The sequence below is a fragment of the Marivirga salinae genome (assembly GCF_030503855.1).
Lineage (GTDB): Bacteria > Bacteroidota > Bacteroidia > Cytophagales > Cyclobacteriaceae > Marivirga > Marivirga salinarum.
Genome location: NZ_CP129971.1, coordinates 3,125,035 through 3,149,404, shown reverse-complemented (window position 1 = coordinate 3,149,404; position 24,370 = coordinate 3,125,035). Strand labels below are relative to the sequence as shown.

Annotated in this window: 17 protein-coding genes; 15 read left to right on the top strand and 2 right to left on the bottom strand. The window is 33.7% G+C overall.

What is annotated here, in order from left to right; all coding sequences use genetic code 11:
• The first annotated feature begins 36 nt into the window (after nucleotides 1–36).
• Both QYS49_RS13185 and msrA read left to right on the top strand, forming a co-directional pair.
• Nucleotides 37–1,194, top strand: a complete 1,158-nt coding sequence (locus tag QYS49_RS13185; RefSeq protein WP_308347884.1) for a tetratricopeptide repeat protein — start codon at nucleotides 37–39, stop codon at nucleotides 1,192–1,194.
• A gap of 95 nt (nucleotides 1,195–1,289) precedes the next feature.
• A complete protein-coding gene (msrA, locus tag QYS49_RS13180) occupies nucleotides 1,290–1,832 on the top strand; it encodes a peptide-methionine (S)-S-oxide reductase MsrA (RefSeq protein WP_308347883.1) in 543 nt (180 codons plus the stop codon).
• A gap of 8 nt (nucleotides 1,833–1,840) precedes the next feature.
• Here the strand turns inward: msrA and dinB are convergent, their stop codons facing one another.
• Nucleotides 1,841–2,920 carry a DNA polymerase IV gene (dinB, locus tag QYS49_RS13175; RefSeq protein WP_308347882.1) on the bottom strand — a complete coding sequence of 360 codons (1,080 nt, stop codon included), beginning with the start codon at nucleotides 2,918–2,920 and terminating at the stop codon, nucleotides 1,841–1,843.
• Between the two features lie 116 nt (nucleotides 2,921–3,036).
• Between dinB and QYS49_RS13170 the strand changes: the two genes are divergently transcribed.
• The 13 genes from QYS49_RS13170 (at nucleotide 3,037) to QYS49_RS13110 (ending at nucleotide 23,896) form a co-directional block, all read left to right on the top strand.
• Complete coding sequence (locus tag QYS49_RS13170) at nucleotides 3,037–4,677, top strand: TldD/PmbA family protein (protein ID WP_308347881.1); 1,641 nt, start codon at nucleotides 3,037–3,039, stop codon at nucleotides 4,675–4,677.
• Nucleotides 4,678–4,745: 68 nt separating this feature from the next.
• A complete protein-coding gene (locus QYS49_RS13165) occupies nucleotides 4,746–6,062 on the top strand; it encodes a TldD/PmbA family protein (RefSeq protein ID WP_308347880.1) in 1,317 nt (438 codons plus the stop codon).
• Nucleotides 6,063–6,214: 152 nt separating this feature from the next.
• Entirely contained in the window at nucleotides 6,215–8,038 is a 1,824-nt protein-coding gene (locus QYS49_RS13160; protein ID WP_308347878.1) for a PAS domain S-box protein, read from the top strand.
• Nucleotides 8,039–8,132: 94 nt separating this feature from the next.
• Nucleotides 8,133–9,347, top strand: a complete 1,215-nt coding sequence (locus QYS49_RS13155; RefSeq protein WP_308347876.1) for a DEAD/DEAH box helicase — start codon at nucleotides 8,133–8,135, stop codon at nucleotides 9,345–9,347.
• A 20-nt stretch (nucleotides 9,348–9,367) separates the two neighbouring features.
• Nucleotides 9,368–10,483, top strand: a complete 1,116-nt coding sequence (locus QYS49_RS13150; protein ID WP_308347874.1) for a DEAD/DEAH box helicase — start codon at nucleotides 9,368–9,370, stop codon at nucleotides 10,481–10,483.
• 1,155 nt (nucleotides 10,484–11,638) lie between these two features.
• Entirely contained in the window at nucleotides 11,639–14,221 is a 2,583-nt protein-coding gene (locus tag QYS49_RS13145) for an HYR domain-containing protein (RefSeq protein WP_308347872.1), read from the top strand.
• A 67-nt stretch (nucleotides 14,222–14,288) separates the two neighbouring features.
• Nucleotides 14,289–15,218, top strand: coding sequence for a PorP/SprF family type IX secretion system membrane protein (locus QYS49_RS13140; protein WP_308347871.1), 930 nt, complete (start codon nucleotides 14,289–14,291; stop codon nucleotides 15,216–15,218).
• 54 nt (nucleotides 15,219–15,272) lie between these two features.
• Complete coding sequence (locus QYS49_RS13135) at nucleotides 15,273–16,874, top strand: tetratricopeptide repeat protein (protein WP_308347870.1); 1,602 nt, start codon at nucleotides 15,273–15,275, stop codon at nucleotides 16,872–16,874.
• Entirely contained in the window at nucleotides 16,858–18,948 is a 2,091-nt protein-coding gene (locus QYS49_RS13130; RefSeq protein ID WP_308347868.1) for a sensor histidine kinase, read from the top strand. The genes QYS49_RS13135 and QYS49_RS13130 overlap by 17 nt, the downstream gene beginning before the upstream one ends.
• A gap of 481 nt (nucleotides 18,949–19,429) precedes the next feature.
• Nucleotides 19,430–20,341, top strand: coding sequence for an ROK family protein (locus QYS49_RS13125; protein WP_308347866.1), 912 nt, complete (start codon nucleotides 19,430–19,432; stop codon nucleotides 20,339–20,341).
• A 35-nt stretch (nucleotides 20,342–20,376) separates the two neighbouring features.
• On the top strand, nucleotides 20,377–21,033 hold the full coding sequence (gene rpe, locus QYS49_RS13120; protein ID WP_308347864.1) for a ribulose-phosphate 3-epimerase: 657 nt from the start codon (nucleotides 20,377–20,379) through the stop codon (nucleotides 21,031–21,033).
• Nucleotides 21,034–21,050: 17 nt separating this feature from the next.
• Nucleotides 21,051–23,402 (top strand): TonB-dependent receptor, encoded by a 2,352-nt coding sequence (locus tag QYS49_RS13115; protein WP_308347863.1) that lies wholly within the window; start codon nucleotides 21,051–21,053, stop codon nucleotides 23,400–23,402.
• Nucleotides 23,403–23,407: 5 nt separating this feature from the next.
• Nucleotides 23,408–23,896, top strand: a complete 489-nt coding sequence (locus tag QYS49_RS13110) for a hypothetical protein (RefSeq protein WP_308347861.1) — start codon at nucleotides 23,408–23,410, stop codon at nucleotides 23,894–23,896.
• A 5-nt stretch (nucleotides 23,897–23,901) separates the two neighbouring features.
• On the opposite strand, the gene QYS49_RS13105 is transcribed toward QYS49_RS13110, so the two are convergent.
• Nucleotides 23,902–24,255, bottom strand: a complete 354-nt coding sequence (locus QYS49_RS13105) for an arsenate reductase family protein (RefSeq protein ID WP_308347860.1) — start codon at nucleotides 24,253–24,255, stop codon at nucleotides 23,902–23,904.
• Nucleotides 24,256–24,370 lie beyond the last annotated feature (115 nt).

Below are 24,370 nucleotides of genomic sequence, written 5' to 3'. Positions count from 1 at the left end.
ATACATTAATAATTTTTCAAACAAAATAAGATTAAAATGAAAAAACTCGCATTTATTTTTGCCTTTCTATTAGTAGCAGGACTTTCTTTTGCGCAAAATAAAAATGTCCGAAAAGCAGATAGAGCTTTGGAAAATGGTGATTTACAAGAAGCAAAAGAGCTTATTAATGAGGCATCTGAACATGAAAAGACAAAGGATGATCCTAAAACCTGGTATACTAGAGGTACTATTTATCAGGCTATCTTAAATCAAGAAGGATATTCTAAAGATTTAGTAGTGGAAGCTTCTAATAGCTATGATAAAGTTTTTGAATTAGTAAGTGAAGGTGATAAATATTTCACTTTAACTGACTTAAAAGTTCAAGAGCTGTGGGGTGGTTTTATTAATGAAGGTTCAGAAGCTTATTCTGCTCAAAACTTTGAAGAAGCAGTAGCCGCTTTCGATAAAGCTTTGTTAGTATTACCAAAAGATACAACAGCTACATTATACGCAGGAATTGCATCACAGCAATTAAAGAATAATGAAGCTGCCTTGAAATACTACTACAGATTGATAGATTTAGATTACCATGAGCCAGATATTTATGGTAGTATAATCTCTATTGAAAGATATGCTAATGAGGATATTGAAAAAGCATTAGAAGTTATTGGTATGGCTAAAAAGCAATTTCCTGAAAATGATGAATTTAATAAGCAGGAAATTAATTTATTGATCACAGCTGAAAGAGTAGATGAGGCAAAGGATAAAATTAACGAGGCCATTGCAAAAGAGCCTGAAAATGCCAATCTATATTTCAATTTAGGTTATCTATACGAACAACTAGAGCAACCTGAAAAAGCAGAAGAGGCTTATTTGAAAGCTATAGAAATCGATCCTGAATATTTAGATGCTAATTATAATTATGCTGTTTACTATTACAACAAAGCAGCTGATTTATTTAAAGTTGCAAGGGATATGGATTTGCAGACCTATAGAAAGAAAGGGAAAAAAATTGAAGAAGAGGCAATTGGATATTTAGAAAAGGCAAGGCCATATTTTGAAAAATCTTTGGAGCTAGCTCCTGAGGAATTGGCAATTATCGAAACCCTTCAAACACTTTATTCTCAACTAGGCGAAAATAAAAAGGCAGAGGAAATGATGAATAAAGCTGATGAATTGAGAAAAAAAGATAAGACAGAAGAAGGTCAAAAATAAACTAAGTAACATTATTAATTTTAAAAGGTTATCAATCATGATAGCCTTTTTTTTGTGCTATATTTTTCAATGTTTAACATTTGCAATATAAAAATATGAATGTCGATAATTTAGAAAAAGCAACTTTTGGTGCAGGATGTTTTTGGTGTATTGATGCAGTTTTAAGAAAGCTTAAAGGAGTGGAAAGTGTTGAATCAGGCTTTGCAGGTGGTCATATTAAAAATCCTCCTTACAGAGAAGTAGTGCAAGGTAGAACTGGACACGCTGAAGTAGCCCAAGTTTCATTCAACCCTGAAATAATATCTTATCAAGACTTACTAGAAATCTTTTTTCAAGTACATGATCCAACAACTCTTAACAGACAAGGAGCAGATGTAGGGACACATTATAGATCAATTATTTTAACACATAATGAAGTGCAAGAGAAAATAGCAAATGAAATAAAGCAAAAGTTAGATGCTTCCGAGATTTTTGATGACCCTATCGTTACTGAAATAAAAGCTTTTGAAGCATTTTATCCAGCGGAAGAAGTTCATCAAGATTTCTATACTAGAAATGAAGGAATGCCTTATTGTACGTTTGTTATTAAACCTAAAGTGGATAAGTTGAAAAGGCTGTTTGCTGAAAAATTAAATTGATTTTTTTACTAAAACCCTAAAGTCATTTGTCCATTTTCGCCTACCTTTTCTTCTATTTCAAAATTAGATAAGGAACAACCTACTAATCTGACGGATTGCGATAATTCAAATGATTGCATCAGACTTTCTAAACCTTGATCAAATAGATTGGCTGATTCTATAGCTTCCTCATATGATTTGCTTCTAGTTATTTGCTTGAAATCGTCAAATTTTATTTTTAGCGTTATAGTATGGGCATTAGCATCACTTTGCTTATAGCGTTTCCAACATTTTTCGGCAATGGGCTGTAAAGCTTCCCATATTTCTGTTTTAGTTTTTAAACTAATTGCGAATGTATTTTCTGCTCCTACAGATTTCCTGATCCTGTTTGGATTTACTTTTCGAAAATCTTCTCCTCTACTTACTGAATAAAAATAGCGGCCCTGTTTACCAAAATATTTAATTAATTCTTTTATTGATTTATTTCTTAAATCAGCTCCAGTTTTGATATCCAAGGAGTGCATTTTTTCAGCTGTTTTCTTACCAACACCAAAAAATTTTTCAATGGGTAATTTTTCTATAAAAGGAATTACTTGATGAGGTTTAATGATGAAAATCCCATTAGGCTTTCGGTAATCGGAAGCAATTTTCGCTAAAAACTTATTAATGGAAACACCTGCGGAAGCAGTCAGTCCTATTTCATCTTTAATTGCTTTTTTAATTTCCAATGCAATGTCAGTAGCGGTGGAAATCCCCATTTTATTCTCGGTTACATCTAGATATGCTTCATCTAAAGAAAGTGGCTCTACTAAATCAGTATATCTAAAGAAAATCTCTCGAATTTGATGGCTCAATTCTCTATACCTTTCAAAACGAGGTTTTACAAAAACTAAATCCTTGCATTTGGAGGCGGCTATTTTTGATGGCATTGCGGAATGTATTCCAAACTTTCTGGCTTCATAGCTTGCTGCTGCTACCACACCTCTCTGTCGGTTTCCACCAACAGCCACAGGTTTTCCTTTTAGCTCAGGATAGTCCATTTGCTCAACGGATGCATAGAAAGCATCCATGTCGACATGTATTATTTTGCGTTCTGTCTCTTTTTCCAAAGCTTATCCACTTAAAGTTTTCTAATGCCGTTTATCCTTTTGTACTAGCTAAATAATGAAATTTACCGGATATTATTTTTCATAAAATAAATCAATTCATTTTTAATATTAACCAAATGAAGAGAAGAGAGTTTTTACAACTAGCAGGAATGGGTGTAGGAGGAGCATTATTAACCGTGCCATTAATTGGTAATGCGGTGGATATGGACAGACTTCTAGAAAGCCCAATAGATGTTTTAGAGAAAAAAAGATTAGCTGATATTGGATTAAATGCAGCTAAGGCAAATGGAGCTACTTATGCTGATGTTCGAATCGGAAGATATCTCAACCAATATATTTTCACTAGAGAAGATAAATTACAGAATGCGGTAAATACGGAATCTTTCGGAGTGGGAGTAAGGGTTATTGCGAATGGCACTTGGGGTTTTGCTTCCACTTTAGATGTTAGCGATGCTGGAATTCAGAAGGCAGCTGAAAAAGCTACTGCCATAGCAAAAGCAAATGGGAAAATTCAAACTGAACCCGTTCAGTTAGCTCCGGTACAATCCTATGGAGAGGTAAGTTGGAAAACACCGCTTGAAAAGAATGCGGTTGCTGTTCCTTTAAAAGAAAAAGTGGATTTACTTCTTTCTGCAAATGCTGAAGCCATAAATAATGGTGCTAATTATGTGAATAGTGCTTTATTTATGATCAATGAGCAAAAATATTTTGCTAGCACCGAAGGTTCTTACATTGATCAAGATGTTCATTGCATCTGGCCAAACTTTAATGTTACCGCTATTGATCCAGATACTGGGAAATATAAATCAAGACAAGCCTTAAGCTCGCCAATGGGAATGGGGTTTGAATATATGGATCCAAGGGCTTCAAGCAAAAAAGAAGGTCCTGGTGGCACAATGCATTATTTTGATAGATATGACATGATAGAAGATGCAGGTTTAGCTGGTAAGCAAACCAAAGAAATGCTAAAAGCTGATTCTATTAAAGCAGGGAAATATGATCTTGTTTTAGATCCTAACCATCTCGGGTTAACGATACATGAAAGTATTGGACATGCAACTGAATTAGATAGAGTTTTAGGATATGAAGCAAACTATGCTGGAACTAGCTTTGCTACTTTAGATAAATGGAAAAGCAAAGATTTTAAATATGGTAGTGATATAGTAAATGTTTTTGCTGATAAAACTCAAGAAGGCTCTTTAGGGGCAGTAGGTTATGATGATGAAGGAGTGAAGACCAAAAAATGGGATTTAATTAAAGACGGAATTTTGGTAAATTATCAAGCCATTAGAGATCAGGCTCATATCATAAATGAAGATGAATCTCACGGATGTTGCTATTCTCAAAGCTGGAATGATGTTCAATTCCAAAGAATGCCAAATGTATCATTAGAACCTGGAAAAGAGGAATACAGTCCAGATGATATGATTAAGGACGTTGAAAAAGGAATTTATATTGTAGGTCGTGGTTCATATTCTATTGATCAGCAACGTTATAATTTCCAATTTGGTGGTACTTTGTTTTTTGAAATTGAAGAGGGGAAAATTAAAGGGCCTGTGAATGATGTGGCATACCAATCCAATACCCAGGAGTTTTGGAATTCTTGTTCTAAGATTTGTGATAAAAGTGATTACAAAACTTTCGGTTCTTTCTTTGATGGAAAAGGACAACCGTCACAAATCAGTTCAGTTTCTCATGGCAGTGCCACGACTCGTTTCGATGGCGTAAATGTAATCAATACTGCAAGAAATATTTAATTCTAATTCAATGGTTTTTGGCTTTAATAAGTCTTAAACCTATTAGTCTAAAACTAAAATCTTTAACAATGGCAATATTATCTAAAGAAGAAGCAAAGCAAATATTAGAAAAGGTGATGAGCTTTTCTACTGCTGATAGCTTGGAAGCAGGCCTATCGGGGAGTGGAAGGGGCAATATCCGATATGCTAGAAATACAGTAACCACCAGTGGCTTTAATGATGACATCAGCTTAGGTGTAACAGCAAATTTTGGAAAAAGATCAGCATCCTCTACTATAAATGAATTTGACGATGAGTCATTAAGGAAAGTGGTGAAAAGAGCTGAGGAATTAGCAAAACTAGCTCCTGAGAATCCAGAATTTATGGAACCTTTAGGTCCCCAAGAATATAAGGAATCCAAAACATATTTTAAAAGTACAGCCGATATCAGTCCTGAATTTAGAGCTGAAATCGCCAAAAACAGTATCGAGCCAGCAAAAGCAAAGGATGTAACTGCAGCTGGTTATTTAGAAGATTCCTCAGGCTTTTCAAGTATAATGAATTCTAAAGGCTTATTTGCCTACTCTCAGGAATCCGAGTTAGAATTCACTGTAACCATGCGTACAAGTGATGGAACTGGTTCAGGTTGGGTTAGCAGAGACTATAACGATGTTAACCAATTTAATGGCGCAGAGGCATCTGCTGTGGCTTTGGAAAAAGCAATTATGAGTAGAGAAGCGAAGGCTATTGAACCTGGGAAATATACCGTAATAATGGAACCTGCAGCTTCCGTACAACTATTAGGGAATATGTTGTACAACATGGGAGCTAGACAAGCTGATGAAGGAAGAAGTTTTCTATCAAAAAAAGGAGGTGGAACTAAAATTGGTGAAAAACTAGTGGATGAAAGAGTCAATATATATTCAGACCCATTCAATGAACTAGTTCCTGCGAATGGATGGAATGGCGATGGTTTACCTAGAGAGCGAACTAGCTGGATTGAAAATGGGGTAGTCAAAAACATGTCTTACAGCCGTTACTGGGCTAAAAAGCAAGGGGTAGAACCAGTTCCAGGTCCTGCAAATGGAATTATGGTTGGGGGCGATGCCACAACTGAAGACTTAATTAAAAGCACAAAGAGAGGGATTTTAGTAACTCGTTTATGGTATATCCGAACTGTCGATCCTCAAACACTGCTCTATACTGGTTTAACACGTGATGGTACTTTTTATATTGAAAATGGTAAAATTAAGCATCCTATTAAGAATATGCGTTTTAATGAGAGCCCAATTATCATGTTGAATAATTTGGAGGAATTAGGACAGCAACAACGAATCAATGGAAACCTTGTTCCAGTTATGAAAATTCGTGATTTTACGTTCACGAGTTTATCAGATGCCGTTTAAGGTTTATCTTTTTTAATTATGATAGAGTTTTGGATATGTTCAAAGCTCTATTTTTTTTTTATTTTTTCACTAATACCAATAATTTAAATGTCTTTTTATTTTCTTGATTGAGATAAAATATATTATCTTACTTAAGTAATTAAGTAGTGTTAATGAATCATATATCAAAAATAAAAAGAAAAAATAAGTCATTAATATTTTCTATTGCCATAGGTGCTTTTACTGCTATAGTGTTTTCTACTACGATATTAATTAGCTACCAATATTATCAAAAACTAAAAACACAACAATTACAGTCGGAATTAAACCTTGTAACCGAAAACATTCGAAGAATAATGACCAATAGCAATTTTGCTGCCTTTGCTGTTGGTTTAACAATTGATCCTACTTCGGATACTATTAAAAATTTCAAGCATGTAGCCAAAGAAATAATGGCGCGTCATCCTTATTTATATGGCGTTCAAATACTGAGAAAAGGTGAAATTCAATATGTTTATCCTTATGATTTACATCAATCTGTAATTGGTTTTGATATTTTAAAAGATTCTGAAACAAGTATTGAAGCAAATAAAGCAATTATCAATAAGAAAATTTATTATGCTGGCCCACTTGAATTTCAGCAAGGTGGTATAGGCATAGTTGGAAGATTACCAATTTTTCATGAAAAGGAATTTTGGGGTTTCTCTGCAGTCCTGATCAAAATGGAAGATTTTCTAAAAGCTTCTGGAATTACTAATTCTGAAATTGAGAATATTAGTTTTCAATTATCAAAAATAAATCCAAATACTAAAAAAGAAGAATATTTCACTACAAATAAATCGAATGGCAGTTTATTGTTAAGCTATCAATTTGAAGAGTCAGGGTGGAAAATATCAGGATATTATCAACAAGATCCTCTTATTTATATATTATTAGCAGTAGTAATTACTTTAACAATTGCTTCATCACTTGGAAGTGGTCTACATAGCTATCAATTATTGAAAAAACCTGAAAAGTTAGAGTCGCTGTTGTCCGAGAAAACTAAGGAAATTGAAGTAAATAATGATTACCTAACTTCTATGGTTAAGGCTATTCCAGATTTAATATTTATTTATGATAAAGATGCTAATTATCTAGATTTTCATGCCTACCAGCATTCTCTATTAATTTATAAACCAAATGAATTTATAGGGAAATCTGTCTACCAATTATTTGAGAAAAAGTTTGCTGAAAATATTCATTTGGCTATTCAAAAGGCAATTAGTTCAAAAGAAATTACTGAACATTCCTATTATTTAGACTTTAAAGACGGGAGGAAATATTTTGAATCTAGATTTATTGCAATTAATTCAGAAAAAGTGTTGGCAGTGGTGAGGGAAGTAACTGAAAGTAAATTATCAGCTCAAGAACTTGAGAAAAGTGAGCAAAAATATAGAAACCTTGTATCGCAAGCTTCCGATGCAATTTTTGTAACTGATGAGAGCGGAAATTTAATAGAATTAAACGAGAAGGGATTTAAAATGACTGGTATACCGGTTGAAAAAATAACCGAATATAATCTTAATCAATTAGTCAAACTACAAAACAGGGATAGTTTGACCATTACCGATATTATTCATGAAAATGGGGCTGCATTAGAGGAAGCTATTTTATTTTCAGAAAATAAAATAGATATCCCTATTGAAATAAATTGCAAACTTACCTCTCAAGGGCAAATTCAGGGGATTATTCGAGATATTTCAGTAAGAAATAATTACATCAGATCTATTAAACAGCAGAATGAAAGATTCAAAGAAATTGCCTGGATTCAAAGTCATGAAGTGAGGGCGCCATTAGCTAGACTTTTAGGTTTGTTAGATTATCTTGAGAAATTTGAAAGCATTCATCATGATGATAAAGTAAAAGTTATTCAATCTATTAGAGACAGTTCTTTGGAACTGGATTTAATAATACGTGATGTAGTGAAACGGACTGATCATGTGGAAAATAATACTTGAAAATGCGAATCTGTCCAATTTTTAGCTATATATCCCTGCTATTCATTACCTTTGATACAAACTGCAAAGTTTCGAATTATTAAAAATAAAGAAATTGGAATTTAAAGAATTAAATTTTCATCCCACGCTGAGCGAAGGCTTGGAAATGATGGGCTTTCTAAAAGCCACACCCATACAAACAGAAGCCATTCCTAAAATATTAGATGGTAAAGACTTAATAGCCTGTGCGCAAACAGGAACCGGTAAAACTGCTGCTTTTGTACTACCTGTTTTACATAAGATTGCCATCGGTGGTGAAACCAAAGGTGTAAATACTTTAATAATAGCTCCAACTCGAGAGCTTGTACAACAAATAGATCAGCAAATAGAAGGCTTCTCATATTTCACTAATGCAAGCAGTATTGCCATTTATGGTGGTGGAGACGGTGCAGCTTGGGAACAACAAAAGAAAGCCATTAGAGCGGGTGTAGATATTTTGGTAGCTACTCCTGGAAGACTAATTGCACTTTTGAATTCAAATGAAACTCAGTTGGACAACGTTCAACATTTAGTTTTAGATGAAGCCGATAGAATGTTGGATATGGGTTTTCATGATGATATCATGAGAATCGTAAAACAACTTCCTGAAAAAAGGCAAACGCTTTTATTTTCAGCTACTATGCCTCCAAAGATCAAAAAATTGGCTGGAGCCATACTAAATAATCCTGAAGAGATAAGCTTATCAATTTCTAAGCCTGCAGCCGGCATTTCACAAAAGGCTTTTTTAACTCATGATGATCAAAAAACACCATTGTTAAAATTTATTCTAGGTTCAGGAATCTATGAAACAGCTATCGTTTTTGCAGGGAAAAAAGATAAAGTTAAATCTTTAGAGCGCGACTTAAAAGATATTGGCATGTCAGTGAAAGCTTTTTCCAGTGATTTAGATCAAAAGGAAAGAGAAATTATCATGCGTGATTTTAGAGCTAAAAAAGTTCAAGTCTTGATCGGAACTGATATTATCTCTCGTGGAATTGATGTGGAGAATATCAGCCTAGTAGTGAATTATGATGTTCCAGGTGATCCTGAAGATTATGTCCATAGAATTGGTAGAACTGCCCGTGCAGCTACTAAAGGGGAAGCCATAACCTTTATCAATGAAATGGATATGGAGAAATTCAACCGTATTGAAGCCTTGATTGAAAAATCAATTATGAAGACCAACAGCTTACCAAATCAAATTGGTCAAGGCCCTGAATATGAGGAAAATGCTCGTAAAAGAAAACCTTCGAGCTTTAAAAAGAAGAAGTCTTTCAAAAGAAGGAATTAATAATATCAGTAATATAAAACATGACATTTAAGGAATTAGGAATATCTGATAAACTCATCAAAGGTTTATCTGAATTGAATATAAAGAATCCGACCAAGATTCAAGAATTAGTTATTAGTCATTTAATGCAGAATGAAGGTGATTTGGTTGCTCAAGCACAAACCGGAACAGGTAAAACTGCTGCTTTTGGATTACCCATTTTAGAACGAATTAATCCTAAAGACGACAAAATTCAAGCGGTAATTTTATCTCCAACTCGAGAATTAGCGCAACAAATAAAGCATCAGTTGTTCAAGTTCACCAAATATTCTGATCAGGTATTTATGGAAGTGGTTTTTGGTGGAGAGAAAATTGAAAAGCAAATTCAAAACCTGAAAAGGCCTACTCAAATTTTAGTAGCTACTCCAGGGAGACTTAATGATTTAATCAGAAGGAAAGCCGTAGATATCAGAGATGCAAAATTGATGGTGTTGGATGAGGCTGATGAGATGTTAAGCATGGGTTTCAAAAAAGATTTGGAATTCATTTTGAATACAATGAAGCATAAAAAGGATATTTGGTTGTTTTCAGCTACAATTCCTACTGATATCAAATACATTATTAAGCAATATTTAGATCCTAATGCTAAGCAAATCAAAGCATCTGGAAATGAATTAGTGAATGAAAAGATCATGCATCAGTATGTGCCATGCGATGCTGATGAAAAAATGATGGTACTAGATTATTTCTTGAAGACTCAAAAGCAGGAGAGAGGTATTATTTTCTGTAATACTAAAAATGCAGCCAGAACACTTCATGAACAGCTGAATGCAAGAAAAATTTCAACTGGAATTTTGGAAGGCGATATGCACCAAAAGGATAGAGATAAAGAAATGAGAGCTTTTAAGAATAAAAAGCTTGATTTATTGATAGCCACAGATGTTGCTGCAAGAGGCATTGATGTAGCTAATCTGGCATTTGTAGTTCATTACGAAATTCCTAAGCAAGTTGATTACTATGTTCATAGAAGTGGAAGAACAGCCAGAGCAGGTAAAACGGGTGTGAGCATGGCCTTGTGTACTAAAAATGAAGTCACTCAAATCAAGAAAATCCGACAGGAATTAGGTATTAAGATAAAAGAAGTGCCATTTGGTTGATTTTATTACCTGAGAATTTAGTTCATAACGTTATTAATTAAGGATTTTCTTAAGATAATTTACATGTCTTAGGTAGACTTTTGAATACCGATAATTTTAGAAAATCATAAAGCACAAATAAAGTTGATTTATAACCCTGGATTTCACCATGTATGGCAATTTCCTGGGTTTTGTGTTTTATTGTAGTTGAGAAAAAATAAATAACAATTGCGATATAGCACAGCTGAATTTATTCCCATTCAAATTAATAGTTGCTCCAAAATGGTATGTTTTCAAGACACTCGAAATCGGAAAAGTGCATGAAAGACTTTCTTTAAAGGAACTGAAAGAGTGCTTTCTCTCACAGGATGAAAGCAGTAAAGGTGCTCCCAGATTAGCGGTGTGAAATGGCCAAGGAACATGTTTGTTGACCAAAAGCGTAAACAGCTTACCTATGAAAAGGGAAAGCCCGAAAGAATGGCTAGAGCTACTTGATGGACTTTAATGCTTATAATGAATGTAAAAGCCTTACAGACCGAACTTAACAAAGACAGGTCAACGGTATTGGAAGGAAGCTTTGGAAACCACAAGAACCATAATGGGCTAAGAAAAGTAAAAGCAAGAGCACTCAAAATGAGAGGGTATGGGTGTTTTTTGGTATCATGACTTCGAAAACCATAAAAACTGATCCTTAACAATGTTTCTCTCCAAGTACGACTGGCAGAGTCTGACAAGAAAAAAATGAACATCACATTGTTTTACAGGCTAGAAGTGTCCAATCACTAAAAAACAAAAAAAAAATCAAACTATTTTAGATTTAAAATTGTACTAATCAAAGATTGAGAAATGAAGTTTATGATAGAAAAATGCTTCAGATGATAGAACAAATCTATTACATCTCCCCAACATTCAATGTCTTAACCATTTTTCAATAGAAGCATATAGTGGGATAGTATTTAAAAGAAAAGAAAGATTTTTATTCGATCCATTTTTTTATGAGATTTATGGTTCCATTAACATCTAGAAACCGTATTTGTAAGTCAAAACTATGATTTATAGTTGTTTATCTCTTATTCTTCAACAGTATTTAAAATTGAATAAACTTTTGTATTTGTTTGTTTTTCTATATATTACTACCATACATTTTACTATTTGTTGGCTATACTTTTTTGTAAAATGAAAGCTAATGTAATTATTTTAATATTTTACTGGACTTGTTTTTGTGTTTTCAATGCCAAAGCTGATAAAAGTAATTTCTTTCTAAAGGATAAAAGTTTAGAAATAAGAGAAGCAATTGTTGAAAAAAAAACACCGACTATTAAATTGCAAAATTGTCCAGGTAATCAAACTGAACCGATTAGCTCTGGCTGTTATACCGCTGTAACTTGGACACCTCCTACTACCCCAAATCCTAATTCAACAGTGGAGTCAACGCATGATCCAGGAGATTTATTTGAGATCGGAGAAACCATTGTAACATATACTGAAAAAGACGCTGGCGGAAATGTAGTGGATGAGTGTAGTTTTATTGTACATGTAAAACCCACATCTGCCTATGCTTTAAGTAATTGTCCTTCAAATTTTGAAATAGATGTAAATGGAAATTGCGATAGAAGTGTATTATGGGGTCTACCCATAGTTCCTTGTGACTTGCAATTGGAAAGTACACATAACTCCGGAGATGCTTTTCCTCTGGGAACCACAACAGTCACATATACCTCTGGAAAGGACGGTAAAATTTACGCCAGCTGTAGTTTTACAATTACTTTATATGATACTATACCACCTGTATTCGATACATGTCCTACAAGTCTTTTCCTAGATGCTAATAATAACTGCGAGGCAGAGGCGGAATGGGTCGAACCTACGGTGAGCGATAACTGTGATCTTGTTATAAATATAGGATCTAATTTTACAAATGGAAGCAATTTTCCTTTGGGAACTACTACAGTTAATTATACTGCTACTGATGACAGTGGAAATGCAGCTCAGTGCTCATTTGATGTCACCGTTTCGGATAATACTGATCCTGAATTCCTTAATATTCCAACCGAAGTAAGGGTAACAACTAATGAAAATTGCGAAGCCGTTGCCACTTGGGATGAGATATTAGCTGAAGACAATTGTAGCTCTTCCGTTGTCATTACTAGTAATTTCAATTCAGGGGATGTTTTCAATTTGGGAGAAACTAATATCCAATATTCAGCAACCGATGAAGCGGGGAATGAAAATACTGCCAATTTTAATGTTATAGTCGAAGATAATTATGGGCCTACCATATCAAATTGCCCAGAAAATATTACTGTTTTCATAAGTAATGATTGTGAAGCAGTTGTAAACTGGGATGCCCCAGTTTTCTCTGATAATTGCGATAACAGTCTCCAAGTTACCTCTAAGCACAACTCTGGTGATATATTTCCTTTGGGAACCACTCTTGTGACTTATACTGCCACAGATAATTCAGGAAATGAAATAGAATGTAGCTTTAACGTGACAGTAGAGGATGATCAAGCTCCTGAATTTAAAACTTGTGTGACAGATATCATTCTTACTGCAGATTCACAATGCCAAGCTATTGCAGAATGGACATCACCTGTAGTAACAGATAATTGTGATACCGAAATCACTTTAGAAAGCGATTATTTTTCAGGAGAAGTTTTTCCTGTAGGGACAACGACTGTTACTTATACAGCAACAGATAATGCAGGTAACAGTAGCATCTGCAGTTTTGAGATATTGGTGGAAGACGAAAGCAGCCCAATACTACTGTCTTCTCCTGACAAAATTACACTTAATGCGAATGCGCAATGTATTGGAATTGCTAACTGGGAGGAACCTATTTTTGAAGATTGCTCCAATCTTAATATTAGCAGTAATTATCAAATAGGGGATGAGTTGCCAATTGGGATTACCATAATTGAATATATTGCCACGGATGAAAATGGTGCAACTGCTAATTGCACATTCGAAGTAGAAGTAATTGATCAAACAGAGCCTGAGGGTCTTAATTGTATGCAAAATATCAGTGTTAATGCATCAGATGATTGTGAGGCTGTTGTTGAATGGGAACCACCTACTGCCACTGATAATTGCAATTCAGTTAGCGTGAGTTCAAATTATGAATCCGGAAGTACTTTTCCAGTTGGTGTAACACTTGTAGAATATGAATTTGTTGATGATGCTGGAAACAGAAGTTTTTGCAGTTTTGAAGTACATGTACTGGATGATGCTGGTATTATGGTTAACAATTGCCCAGAAGATATTACCTTAAAAGCGGAGAATACTGAAGGGACTGCAAGTATAAGCTGGGACCCACCAACCGCAACAGCCGGTTGTTCTGAAATTACCATAACTTCAAGTCATGAGCCGGGTAGTATATTTGAAAAAGATATCAATACGGTTACTTACACATTCACTAAGGCAAATGGTCAGACTGAGTATTGTTCCTTTGACATAATAATAGAACCCATTCCATTGAAAATAGAAATTAACAAATTAATCACTCCAAATGGGGATGGTAATAATGATTATTGGCTCATTGAAGGCATTGAGAAGTTTTCTGAAAATCAAATAATTATAGTGGATAGATGGGGTACAGAAATTTATTCAGCAAAAGGTTATAATAATAATAATGTGGTTTGGAAGGGTGAAAATAAAAGTGGAGAGTTAGTGCCTAGAGGTACATATTATTATTATATTTTGGTAAGAAATGAACAAGATGCCATTGAGAGAAAAGGCTTTATTGAAATACTTTGGTAAAAGTTAAGCTAGTGTTGGTTATAACTTTTCAAAATATCATAATTGGATTATCTATAATTTATTTTTTTTGGGTAAAATAAAATACTATATAAAATTCTTCGTGCTACTACTGGTGATAATCAGTGGGTTTAACACCAATATAAGCGCTCAGCAGGGTGTTCAATACACTCAGTATATGTTTGATGGGTCGTTGATAAACCCTGCTTATGCAGGTACAAGTGAAGCTTTGAGTATTTCGCTTTTATATAGAGATCAGTGGAATGACCTAGAGGGCGCACCCCAGTCTCAAACTTTCTCGGTTCATTCTCCATTCAAAAATCCCAAAGTGGGCACTGGACTTTTCATTCACAGGGAGAGCATTGGCGTACACCAAAATATTCAAATAGCCACTAATTTAGCTTATCACTTACCGCTTGGAAACCGAAGGTATCTTTCATTTGGACTGAAGGCAGGGATGTTAAATGTTAGGTCGGATTATCAATCATTGCAGAATGGAAATCCTGATCCAACCGTTGCTGATGAGCTCTTTTCAGGGACTGATTTTAATGCGGGTTTTGGTTTTTATTTCAGAAGCAGAAAATTCGAAGCTGGTTATTCCATTCCCTCTATAATCAATAAAACAACTAATATAAATGATACTATTAGCTTAGATCCTATTAATTTGAATCATTTAATATTCACGCAATATCATATTCCCGTAGGAAACAATTTTACTATCAGCCCAAGCTTTTTAATGAAGTATTACCAAGGTACTCCTCTAAGTTACGATTTCAGTTTCTTGACTAGCTACAAACGTGTTTTGACGGCAGGAATTTCCTACAGAAAACAAGAATCTGTTGATTTCTTAATTTGTTTTAACCTTACCTCTCAATTTCAAGTGGCATATGCTTACGATTACCCTATTGGAAATATTAGTAGATTTGCTCAAGCCTCACATGAGACTATGCTGCGCTATCTTTTCAAATTTAAATATGATAATGTAAATTCACCACATTGACATTGGATTATGAACCATCAAAAAATACTATACATAAAAAAACTACTATTTTATTTGCTATTATTTTTACTTTTCCCTTTAGCAAATATAAAGGCTCAAGAATCTTTGATTTCAGTCTTAACTCAAACATTAGTCGATGCTGATAAAGCATTTATAGCCAAAAACTACCAAAAAGCTTTGTTGATTTATGAAGATATTGCCCAAACAGATGAGGCTCCAAATAATATTGATTTGAGATTGGCGAGAAGTTATTACTTTACATATAGGTATGAAAAGGCGATTAAACATTATAAGAAGTACGAAAAAACTAAGTTGGAATTCCCAATGGAGGATTATTTCTATTTTGCGGAAGCATTGACTTCTAGTGACAGTACAGAACTGGCTCTTCATTATTTTAAAATATGTATGGAGAAAAAGCCAAATAATGAATTATACGCTGGCAGGATCTGGCGCTTAAGTAATCTGTCCTATTTGTACGAGGATTCCATTAAAAATATGGCTCATTATGCCAGTTTGAATAGTAGTCATAGTGAACTGCAAATGGTTCAAGCATCTGATAAGGAGGTGTATTTAATTTCTAATATGCCTCAGGTTGAAATGATTAAAAAAATTGACTCCAAGGAAAATTCATCATTTTACAATCTGAGGAAAATCAAAACTTATGAAGATCCATTTTCTATTGTAGCTTTAAACTATGAAAACTCAGAACCTGCAGGACAAAAATTAAAAGTTCAATTTCATTTACCAGCTATCAGTATTTTTGATGATGGGAATCAGATGGTTTATGCTTCGTCTGCAAAGCGAAAGAATGATAAAGATAATTATCCTTTGCAGCTATATTTTGCCAAAAAGAGAAAAGGGAAGTGGGTCAAAAATAGTGATTATGAGCATAATCAGCCTAATTTTAATATCTCCGAGCCTGCCATCAGTAATGATGGCAAAATACTAATATTCAGTGCGAATTTTGCGAATGGTTTTGGTGGAAAGGACTTGTATAGATCTATAAAAACGGAAGAGGGTTGGAGTCCACCCGAAAACCTTGGTAATAGCATTAATACTGAACGAGATGAGCGATTTCCATTTATTTATAAATCAAATTTGTATTTTTCCACCAATGGGCATCCTGGCTTAGGCGGTTTTGATTTATACAAAGCAAAACTGATTAATGGTGTTTATCAAGAAGTGGAGAATTTAGGTTATCCAGTAAATTCTACTTATGATGAGTTATCATTTACCATTGACAGTTTAGGTCAACAAGGTTTTTTGAGTTCTAATAGAGTAAATAGAGGCTTTGATTTTGATATTTACGAATTCGCATTAGACTTGCAAGTATATCCACTTCAGGTTGAGGGAGTTGTTAAATTTATAGAACATAACTGGATGGATTCAACGGAGTTACAAGTGCTCTCTTATGTGGAGATGGAATTAATTGATAGGACAGTAAACAGTGTAGTGGCTGAAACTAAAACAGATGCAAATGGAAAATTTAATTTGAAAGTTCCATATTACAGTGAATATAAAATCCGAATTAGAGGAGAAGGTTTAGATGGATTTGTAATTTTTGAGGTTCCAAAGTTTGCAAAACAGGATGTAAGTTACGAATTAGTAGTAGTGAATGATGATTTTAAAAACAGCTTGAGTGAGGAAAACGATTGATTTTTATATTGGCGGCTTTAAAAAAATCCCCAACAATTTAATCTTACAGACATTAATTGTAATCATGAGCTGTGTCTTTTCTCTTGAGTCTAAAGCTCAAGACAGTCAAGTCGTACAAGTTAAAGCCTTTTCAGAGGATTTTAACCCTTTCCCTAACCAGAGCATATCTATCAATCAAGGAGAGTTCGTTGGGCTAAATGGAAAAGGAATAGTTTTTGTAAACCTTAAAGCTTCTGACATTCCCATACAATCAATAAAACTTAAAGATGAAAAATTGGAAGTAGCTTCCTGGAATTTAAGTAAGGGTGTTTTGGAAGTTATAATCCGAAAAAAGAATTATATTGATAAGGAAATTAGGGTTGTAGATAAAACTGGGGTAGGTATTGCGGGTGTTCAAGTTCAATTCCGGGGCAACAAGTTAGTAATAAAAAATACTGATCATAGAGGTATGTTAACGATTCCCTTGGCCTTGAGTGAAGAAATTAAAGGTGTTGATCAATTTAAAATATCGGATTGTATTATTCGAGATTTTAGAAATGAGGATACTGTGGTTATTACTGTTGAGAAGATGGAGATGAAAGTAGAAGAACCTGAACCACTACCTATTGATGAACAAACCAGTCAAAAGGAGCAAAATGATCAGGTCAGATTATTACTTTCACAATTAGACACAATCACCTCAATTAAAATATTTTATGAATTAACTAACAAAGTACCACGGGATAAGATTGACGAAAACACTCAAAAAATATTGGATCAAAAACTTGATGAGTTACTAAGTCAAATTAGCAAAGATGAATTATCAGAATCCAATAATGTTCTTAATAAAATTTCCGATACGACTGTGGTGGAAGAGGATTTTGACAACCTTTTGCAACAAGCTAGAAAAGAGAATAAAAATATGTCTCAAAACAGATTTGCAGTAGAGGAAAAAATACAGCTTGTGCGTGATAAACTCAATGTAGGCTTTGAAAATTTGTCAGAAGACTCTAAATCTAATTTATTAAATGAAATAGAAGAATTAGAAAATATCTTACAAAATACTAAAACCCAATTCAATGAAAATTCGAAAGCCTATTTGGCCTTAATTAATGAATTGAAAAGGCGATTTTTCGATATACAGGAACTAGAAAATCGATTGTCAGAAAGTGAAAAAGAGAGACTTAAGGAAAAAAGAATCTACCAACAAAGGTTGTTATTGATCTTAGGAGTAGCATTAATATTTGCATTTTTGATTGTTCTCCTTTTCTATTTTAGATCCAGACTAAAAAAGCAAAAGGAATCCCTTATTGAAGCTCATAGGCTCGTCAAACTCACCAATGAAAATTTGGAAAATATCGTTATGGAACGAACCTTTTTACTACATAAAACCTTCAAGGAATTGGATACTGTTTTATACAGAGCTTCACATGATTTGCGATCCCCACTATGTTCCATTGCCGGATTAAGTGACCTAATGACCCGGGAAACCAAAAATAGTGAGTTGAACGGGCTTTTGATAAAGACCACTACCAAGATGGATAAGTTGCTTAAAAAATTAAGCATTGTTAGTTTAATCCATCAGCCAGCTGATTTTGAGGAAGTTGATATTACATCCTTGAGTGAGAATGTAATTGCCTCATTCGATAACACCATAAAAGAACGTGCTATCAACTTTAAGGTAAATATTGAGCTTGAAACTGTTGTACTTAGTATTCCGAAATTGGTAGAGGTGATTTTGTACCACCTATTGGAAAATGCGTTCTTTTTCTGCTGGATAAATAACGAAAATGATGGCGAAGTTGAGTTTAATATTAGAAAATATGAGGAAAATTTGGAAATTACAGTTTCAGATAATGGGATCGGTATTGAGGATACTATAAAGGATAAAATATTTGACATGTTTTATGTGGGAAATCAATATTCGCAAGGGAATGGTTTAGGTTTATATATAGTTCAAATGTCAACGGAACTTTTGAATGGAGATATAAAAGTTATTAATGAAAAAAGAGGATTTACAAAATTCATCGTGCACCTTCCAATAGATGGAAAAGGAAGTAATACCTTGGAGTTTTTAAGTAGCCTGAAATCTTAGACTTGCACTAAGGTTGGTGGTTTGATTCGACTACACGCAAAGACCAATAGTATATTGATTAAGACCGACCAAGATGGTAGTATGCTCATTATACATTACAATAGCCGGACAGTAATCATTACTTTACAAACATCTATAGTTAGCAACATTTCTGTAAATCGAACGGATCAATATTTTATGACAATAGGCTTTTTTTAAACCAAATGACCATCGGCTCATAAATTTTAATTAAGAAAGCTCCAGTTTCATACTTATAATTAGGCAAAACCCATTAATTTTAAGAGTTTTAATGAAGAAAAGAGCATATTTTAAAGGAGCAGCATTTCACAAACCTTTTTACAATTCTTAAAGTAGGTAAATTTGGAGTTGTGGACGTTAAGGAATTTTATAAGCTCTTTCCTTGTGGACCATTAAAGATAATATCAAGTAAAATAGCAGGCAAACCAATACCTGTTAGTTTTCCTTAAAAAATCTATTAAAAATGGCAGATCAAAAAGCATTATGGGGTATTGATTTAGGCGGTACCAAAATTGAAGGCGTAATCTTAAAATCAAAAGAAAAGCCTGAGGTTTTATTAAGAAAAAGAATTGACACTGAGGCTGATCAAGGATATGAGCATATAACTCAGCGAATTAAATTATTGGTAAGCCAAATGGCTGAAGAAATAGGTTTTCAGCCAAAATCAATCGGGATAGGAACTCCTGGTTCCACTGACCCAGAAAGTGGATTGCTAAAGAATAGTAATTCCACTAGTCTTAACCACAAACCTCTTCGTCAAGATCTGGAAAAACTTTTAAATATTCCTGTTTTTATGGCAAATGATGCGAATTGTTTTGCTGTTGCTGAAACACAAATGGGAATTGTAAAAGATCAATTTCCTAAATCGGAAGTGGTATTTGGAGTTATTATGGGCTCAGGTGTTGGTGGTGGATTAGTCATTAATGGAAAAGTTTGGAATGGTAAACACGGAATAGCAGGGGAGTGGGGCCATATTTTTCTGGATGAGGATGGGGGGGACTGCTATTGCGGAAAATACGGTTGTGTAGAAACGATTCTAGCTGGAAAATCTTTAGAACGCTATTATAAAAGAATTTCTGGAAAGGATAAAAAACTTAAAAACATTATAGCTGATAAAAGCGATGATGAATTTGCTCAAAAAACCTATGATCGATTAATTCACTTTTTTGGTAAAGGCTTATCCGTAATTGTAAACGTAATTGACCCTGATGTGATAATTATAGGCGGTGGTGTTGGAAATATTCCACATCTATATGATGAAGGTGTTGAGTCAGTCAAGCAATTTACGTTCAATCCTGATATGAAAACACCAATTGTAAAACCAAAGCTAGGAGATAGTGCCGGAGTTTTTGGTGCTGCTTTTTTAACCGCTTAAGTGGTGGGTAAAATCAAATTTTATATCTTTGCCGAATGAGTCATTTAATAGCCCCTTCCGTTTTAGCCGCAGACTTTGCTAATTTGCAAAGAGATGTGGAAATGTTGAATGAAAGCCAAGCAGATTATATCCATGTAGACATCATGGATGGCGTTTTCGTTCCTAATATTTCATTTGGATTGCCCGTTTGTGAAGCAATTTATAAACATGCCAAAAAGCCATTGGATGTGCATTTGATGATTGAAAAACCTGAAAATTATATTCAGGCATTTCATGATGCAGGTGCAGCTACTATTTCTGTTCACTATGAAGCTAGTCCTCATTTGCATAGAACTTTGCAAGCCATTAGAGATTTAGGCTTGAGAGCCGGAGTTGCTATCAACCCGCATACGAATGTATCATTGCTAGAAAATGTGATTCAGGATACTGATTTAGTTTGTATGATGTCTGTAAATCCAGGATTTGGAGGTCAGAAATTTATTGAACAAACATATACTAAAGTTCGACAACTAAAAGAATTAATAGCAGACCAAAATGCTTCAACTTTAATTGAAATAGATGGTGGTGTAAATATTGATAATGCCCCTAAATTATTGAAAGCAGGAGCAGATGTTTTGGTAGCTGGAAACTTTGTTTTCAAATCAGAGAACCCAATTCATACTATTCAGGAACTTAAAGACGTTTCTATTTGATAAATAGCCAGCAGTACATGCGTCCAGTTCTCATTTTATTTTTAATATTTCTTATCCCTTTTAGTACTTTAGGACAAACTCAAAGTTTGAAGGGAAAAATAGTAGATGCTAGAAATAATGAAGGGATAGCTTCTGTAGGTATTCAATTGATTGATACAGAGATCAATGCCCAAACAGATAGTTTGGGTTTTTTTGATTTTCAAGTTCCGAAACAATCGGAATATACCATTAGAATTTCCCATGTCAGTTTTATTAATCAAGTCATAAGTGTTCAAGTTAATGACTCTGCAATGATCCAAATGCAAGTTGATAACTTACTTCTTCAACAAGTGGATGTTAGCGGTCAGAATAATAATTTACCCAAAAATGGCTTACAAAAAATAGAACCTCTTTCTGTAAATGAAACTGCAACTCCTTTCAATGAATTTAATCAATTACTGACTACGCTACCCGGTGTAGTTTCCAATAATGAATTGAGTAGTTCCTATGCGGTGAGAGGTGGGAATTTTGATGAGAATTTGGTTTATGTAAATGGAATGGAAATTTACAGACCATTTCTAGTAAGAGCAGGTCAACAAGAAGGCTTGAGTTTTATTAATCCCGATTTGGTGGGTAATATAGAGTTCTCAGCAGGAGGATGGGAAGCAAAATATGGAGATAAATTATCCAGTAATCTTCTCATTGACTATAAAAAAACGGAGGAAACAGAAGGGAATATTAATCTTGGCCTTTTAGGAGCTTCTGGCTATTTGTCTACCCAATTTAATAAAAAGGATAATTTATTACTTGGGTTAAGATATAAAAACGCAAAATATCTCTTTAATACTTTCGAAACTTCAGGGAATTACTTACCAAGGTTTCTCGATTTTCAAGCTTTCTACAATTACAGATTTTCTGATAAAACTACTTTAGATTTATTGGGGGTATTTGCTCAAAATGATTATCGATTAGAGCCGGCTTCAAGAGAAACTGATTTTGGTCCTTTTCAGGAGAAATTAAGACTATTTGTGTCATATGAAGGAGCAGAATCTTTAAGTTACAGAAGTTTTCAAGGCGGGGCTAGATTGCGTCATTTGTTTAATGATAATTTCCGAACTTCAGTGATTTTATCTGCATTTTCTACTTCCGAATTTGAATACATTAATACTGAGGGTTTCTATAGGTTGTGTGAAGTGGATAGAGATCTTTCTTCTGATTCTTTTGATGAATGCATTAGTCTTAGAGGTATTGGAGCTAATTATAATTATGCGCGCAATTTCTTATATGCACAGGTTGCTCAAGCCATTATTCGAAATGATTGGCAAATACAAAAAGACCATCTATTGGCTTTTGGTGTAGAGTATAAGAAACAGTATGTAAATGATTATCTAGATGAATATGAATTCAAAGATTCCGCTGATTTCGCACAAGTTAATCGAGTAATTAAGCAGGAAAATAATTTACAAGCGACATTTGCAAATGTTTATGTGCAGCATGAATGGCAAATCAATAATCGGCATTCTTTAAATTCTGGTATTAGATTAAATTATGGTTCCAATACAGATGAATGGTTGTTAAGTCCTCGAGTTCAGTATCAAGTTATTTTACATTCTGATAAAAGCGGACAATTCAATTTTTCAACTGGACTTTATAGACAATATCCTTTTTACAGAGAACTGAGAGACTTTTTTGGCAATATTACACCTGATGTACGAGCTCAATCTGCATTACATTTTGTAGGAAATTATACCAAAAATATAGAATTATGGAACAGACCTTTTCAACTAAATTCTTCTCTTTATTACAAATATCTTTATGATATTATTCCTTTTGATGTAGATAATATCAGGTTACGGTACCGACCTGAACTTACTGCAGAAGGATATGCTTATGGTGCTGACTTTCGTTTTAGCGGTGAGTTTATACCTGATATGGAATCTTGGTTTAGCCTAGGCTTGCTTTCTACAAGAGAGAATGTAGAAGAAGATAATAGAGGATATATTAGAAGGCCAACTGATCAAAGAGTGACTGCAGCGATTTTTTTTCAAGATAATTTCATAAATGATCCCACCTTGAAAGTAAATTTAAAATTACAAATTGGTTCTGGACTACCTACCGGACCTCCTAATAGTTTAGAAGGCCGTAGTATTTTCATAGGAGAGTGGTATAAAAGAATGGATGTAGGATTTTCCAAGCAGTTTATGGGTGAAAAAATTCAAAATCTTAAGTATATTGAATCATTTTGGATAGGTTTAGATGTTTTAAATGTTTTAGGGGTGAGTAATACCATTTCCTATTCATGGATTGAAGATGTAAGTGGCAAAACATTTGCGGTACCTAATTCTTTATCGGCAAGATTTTTGAACCTAAAAGGAATCGTTAAATTTTAAAATAAATGAAAAATTTCATTCTACTTCTGATTAGCATTTTAATGATTTCATGTAGTACGCAAAAAGTATTAAAGACTGATACCCAACAAGATATTGACTTAAGCGGTAGATGGAATAATACAGATGCTGAAATAGCCACAAGTGAGCTATTTAATAATTTGGTTTCCTCTGCTTGGTTAAAGGATTACCAATCCCAAAATAATTTAAAACCTAGGATAAAAATTTTAGAATTTGACAGCAATTTTAAAGATGGTGGTGATAAGTTAAATCATTATTTTACTCAATACACAAAAACAGATGCATCATTTGAATTAATAGAAGATAGTTCAGAAAAGAAAGCTGAATTCTTTTTAACCGGAAAAATTACGGCAGAAGAATTTATAACAGAAAGTGATAATTATATAGATTATACTTTAATCACCCAATTGAAAAATATGGATGAAGAAATCCTTTGGGAAGATAAAAATATAGTTAAAAAGTATATAAAAGATTGAAAATACTATTTTCCAATCCGTTCTTTCAATTGCTCAATAATCTTTTTGGCATTTCCTACATATAAGTCACCGTTAATTAAAAAAACAGGTCTTTTCAAAAAGGTATATTCATCAAGTAATAATTTTTTATAATCGTTTTCAGTTAGTTCTTTTTTATTAAACCCTTGTTGACGAAATTTAATTGCTCTTTTATTGAATAAATCCTCATAGGATTCTGTTATTACATATAACTCAAGTAGCTGAGGCTCAGTTAATGGATTGTTTTTAATGTCAATTTTATCAAAATCTTCAAGATTCAATTGAGCCATAATTTTTTTACAAGTATCGCAAGTGCTTAAATAATAGACTACTTTTCTCATTTTTCTTAATTTATTTATCATAAAATAAAGAAAAAATTTGCCTTATGACAACAAAAAGCTTTAATTCGGGTTTTTAAAAAATGTAATCAATTCAAAAAATCAAATATTAGAACAA